Consider the following 4,183-nt stretch of genomic DNA (forward strand, 5'->3'; position numbering starts at 1 on the left):
CGAAGATCCCGTGCAGGCGCTGGTCGGCGCCGTGACCGGGAAGAGCAACGGCGCCGCCGTGCCTGCGCCGGCGCCGGAGAAGACAAACGCCGCCGATCTATGAATGCCCGTTCATTGCTGCGGAGAATTCGAAACGATAAACAGGCTCGGCGCGTCTCGCGTCGCGCAACGTCCCGGAGTGCAGATCGATCGTGTCCTGAACCTTTCGATCGCGCTCCGGACGTGTCTCGAGGCAACGCCTTTTGTTGCCGCGGCGCCTGCGCCGATCGACGCCAGGCGCTGAGGCCTGTTTCGATCGGAGGATTTTCACATGAAGTATTTTCTGTCTGGATTGATCGCGATCGGTCTTTCGATCGCCGCCATGCCGTCGTTCGCAGCTGACGCCCGCAACGTTACCATCGTCAACGAGACCGGCTATGCCATCAAATTCCTGGGCTTCAACGCGCCGGATGATGGCCTGGACGAGTGGGACAATGAGCTCGACAAGGTGCTGCAGAACCAGGCCAGCACCTATGTCGAGTTCGACGAGGACGACGAGGGCTGCGTCTGGAATATCCGCGTCGACTGGCAGAGCTACGACGAGGCGGTGCTCTGGAAGAACGTCAATCTCTGCAAGATGACTGCGCTTCGGTTGCGCTACGACCCCGGTACCAAGACCACCTCGTTCCTCGCGGAATAACGATTGGCCCGTATGGCCGGAGGAGGGGCCGCTCGGCCCTTCCTCAGGCACGTTGCGGATGATGACGAATTCGTCCTTTGCAAGCGCAAGCGGCTTTGTTATACGCAGCCGCGCGCGAACGACTGGTTCGCCTTTTCCTCGGTAGCTCAGCGGTAGAGCATCCGACTGTTAATCGGATGGTCGCTGGTTCGAATCCAGCCCGGGGAGCCAAATTCTACCGCAAATTCAACGAGTTGTGAGCGCGCCCTCAGGTGGCGCGCGACCTCATTGCATTGAACTCTGAGCAGTGCGTTCACGATCCCTGGCTGGAATCGCCTTCAAGCAGATGTGTGTATAGGCCCCGTCGCGCCATGCGGGCGGCCCCAAATCGACTCAATTGAAATCGAGCTTCGCGACTGCCGGACTTTTTACGGAGCTGATTCCCATGCCAGACATCCAGGTCGACCACATGGCCCCCTCGATTCTGCCGGCCGACATTCCCGAGCTCAGCGACGACGAATGCCTCGCCTGTCTGGCGCGTGCGGTCGAGACACCCGAGTCGGCGCGGCTGGACGAGGTCGCGGCTCTGATCGGCCGCCTCGCGGTGGCAATCGAATAATCCGTTCCGGCCCTGATGCGGTAAGATGCGGGCGCCTTGGCCCCAAAAGCCTTGGCCCCACAGGGCTAACGGCCGTTGCGTTTTGGCCAGCCATGTTCCAAAGATGCCGCCAACATTGGTTCGCGGCATCGCCGCATTGCAGGGTCCGCAAATGTCCGGTTTTTCGACCGCGCGCCTTAAAATGGTCGATGGCCAGGTGCGCACCAGTGACGTCACCGACCGTCGTGTTCTCGATGCCATGCTTACGGTTCCGCGCGAGGCCTTTGTGCCGGCAGGCCGGCAGGCGTTGGCCTATCTCGATCTCGACCTCGACGTGAGCGAGGGCGCAGTCAAGCGCTTCCTGATCAAGCCGCAGCTGACCGGCAAGCTGCTTCAAGCCGCCGAAATCGGCGAGGGTGACAACGTGCTGGTGGTCGGCTGCGCCACGGGATACCTCGCGGCGCTGACAGCCAAGCTGGCCCGCCAGGTCACCGCAACGGAATGCGATTCGGCCCTGGCCGCGAAGGCCAAGGATGCCGTCGCTGCCCTGGGGCTGACTAATGTGACCTGCAAGGCTGCGGCCTGTACCGAAGGCGATCCTTCCGCTGCTCCCTATGACGTGATTATCCTCAATGGCGCCGCCGAGGTGACGCCGGAGGCGCTGCTCGGGCAGCTGAAGGAGGGCGGGCGTCTGGTGGGGGTTTCGGCCGAATCCAGGCCGCCCCGGGCCATCATCGTGACCCATACCCACGGTGAATTCGGCCATCGAACCCTGTTCGACGCCGCCGCTCCGGTCCTTCCCGGCCTGGCGCGGGCTGCCGCCTTCGTCTTCTGACAGCTCGAAGCTCATAAAATCCCGTTCTGAATCAGAAGTGTGGCCGGGATGCTGCACGTGAAGAGTTTCCACCGAGAACTACCCTCAGGTGGTTCCGTCGCGCTTGACCGCGTCCTATGTTGCAGCGGGGCAGCGACTCCACTCGTAGACGGTACCCAGCTCGCGGGCACGAGCCGGGCGTTAGAATGAACGGAATTTTTGGGATGCATGGGGTGAAGCTCTTCACCGGAGCTGCGGTTTCGGTCTTGCTGCTGTCGCTAGCCGGGCCGACGCCTGCCTTGGCGGATACGATCGAGTCCGCGCTGGTGCGCGCCTATCAGAACAATCCGCAGCTCAACGCACAGCGCGCCCAGGTGCGCTCGACTGACGAAAACGTGCCGCAGGCTTTGTCCGGCTATCGGCCCAGGGTCAATCTGACGGCGAGCGGCGGCTATCAATATCAGGATCTGCAGAGTGGCGTGGGGAGCAATTCAATCCATGGCACCACCATGCCTCGCAGCGCTGGAATTACGGCTTCGCAGACGCTTTATAACGGCAACCAGACTGCCAACCGGACGCGCGCCGCGGAGAGTCAGGTTTCCGGCTCCCGCGAAGCGCTGCGCAGCCTCGATCAAAGCGTGCTGCTCCAGGCCGCCACGACCTACATGGATTATCTGCGCGACTCGGCCACGCTCGAAGTTCAGCGCAGCAACGTGCGGGTGCTCGAGCAGACGCTGAAGCAGACGCGTGACCGCTTCAATGTCGGCGAAGTGACACGCACCGACGTTGCGCAATCGGAAGCACAGCTGGCGGCCGGCAGGACGCAGGCCCTTACCGCGGAAGCAAACCTCACCACGACGCGCGCGAACTTCCGCCGCATCATCGGCAACGAGCCGACGAACCTTGCACCCGGCTCGCCTGTCGATCGTTTCCTGCCCGCGACGCTCGCTGCCGCAGTCGAGCTCGGCCTCGTCGAGCATCCCAACGTCACGGCTGCAATGTTCGGCATCGACGTCAATTTCTTGCAGGTCAAGGTCGCCGAAGGTGCGTTGCTGCCGACGCTTACAATCCAGGCATCGGCCACGCAGGCCAACGAACAGTCCTTGATTCAGTTGCGCTCGTTCAACGCCGCCGCGACCGCTCAGCTCTCGGTGCCGATTTATCAGGGCGGCAGCGAATATTCGCTGATCCGCCAGTCCAAGGAAAACCTGGCGCAGCAGCGTCTCAACCTCGAAACGACGCGCGATCAGACCCGTGCGACCGTGGTGCAATGGTGGGGTTCGTTGCAGGCCGGCAAGGCGCAGGTGCAGTCCGCGCAGGCGCAGGTGACGGCATCCGAGATCGCGCTGAACGGCGTGCGCGAAGAAGCCAAGGCCGGTCAGCGTACCACCCTCGACGTGCTCAATGCGCAGCAGGCGCTGGTCAATGCGCGCGTGGCACTGGTGACCGCGCAGCACGACCGGGTCGTTGCGTCCTATAACGTCCTTGCTGCCGTCGGCCGTCTGGCGCCGCAGGTCCTCGGCCTTGGGACCACGGTTTATGATCCCAGCGTTCACTACCACCAGGTCCGCGACAGCTGGGCCGGCGTGCGTACGCCTGACGGACGCTGATTCCCCGTCGTCATCCGGTCGGCCTCGCGAACAGCCGAGGCCGATCGGTGCTTTGCTTGCAATCATCAAAATCCCTGACATAGCCTTGCCAAGACAATGCGGGTCGATTCGCCCCGCGTTAACGCCGTATGCGTAAAGCTTGAGTGCCGAGGGGCAGGGCGCACCGCTGCACGTTGAGCCGTGATCTGGGGACAAGTCGGGCTGCCGCGACGAAAATGTCGAGCCGCTCGTTGCGGAACCGGCCAATCCTGTCGTGCTTGGTGTAAAACAGCGCATGCGAGGGCGTTGATGATGTGGAGTCGGAGATGACGCAGCCTGCAAAGGTCACAGAACCCTCGATGGAGGAGATTCTGGCCTCGATCCGGCGCATCATTGCCGACGATGAGGCCAAGCCGCCGCCGGCTGAAACCGCCAAGCCCGAGAAAGCCGCGGCCCCGGCTGCGCCGCCAAAGCCGCAGGCGATGAACGACATTCCGCCATCCAAGGTCGCACCGGCCAAACCG

The 4,183-nt window shown here is 63.0% G+C and carries 4 protein-coding genes, 1 tRNA gene and 1 pseudogene; all 6 read left to right on the forward strand.

All coding sequences use genetic code 11. From position 1 onward, the window contains the following. Window positions 1-310 precede the first annotated feature (310 nt). Window positions 311-679, forward strand: coding sequence for a hypothetical protein (locus MOV75_RS29225; RefSeq protein ID WP_246929756.1), 369 nt, complete (start codon window positions 311-313; stop codon window positions 677-679). A 135-nt stretch (window positions 680-814) separates the two neighbouring features. Then, window positions 815-889 (forward strand) — tRNA-Asn (locus tag MOV75_RS29230). Between the two features lie 214 nt (window positions 890-1,103). After that, window positions 1,104-1,277 (forward strand): hypothetical protein, encoded by a 174-nt coding sequence (locus tag MOV75_RS29235; protein WP_246929754.1) that lies wholly within the window; start codon window positions 1,104-1,106, stop codon window positions 1,275-1,277. A gap of 151 nt (window positions 1,278-1,428) precedes the next feature. Next, window positions 1,429-2,091 (forward strand): protein-L-isoaspartate O-methyltransferase, encoded by a 663-nt coding sequence (locus tag MOV75_RS29240; protein WP_246929760.1) that lies wholly within the window; start codon window positions 1,429-1,431, stop codon window positions 2,089-2,091. A 203-nt stretch (window positions 2,092-2,294) separates the two neighbouring features. After that, window positions 2,295-3,680, forward strand: coding sequence for a TolC family outer membrane protein (locus MOV75_RS29245; protein WP_246929759.1), 1,386 nt, complete (start codon window positions 2,295-2,297; stop codon window positions 3,678-3,680). 305 nt (window positions 3,681-3,985) lie between these two features. After that, window positions 3,986-4,183 (forward strand): annotated as a pseudogene (locus tag MOV75_RS29250) (DUF2497 domain-containing protein); the annotation flags it as partial.

Origin of the sequence: Bradyrhizobium sp. PRIMUS42 (genome assembly GCF_023006515.1) — a bacterium.
GTDB lineage: Bacteria > Pseudomonadota > Alphaproteobacteria > Rhizobiales > Xanthobacteraceae > Bradyrhizobium.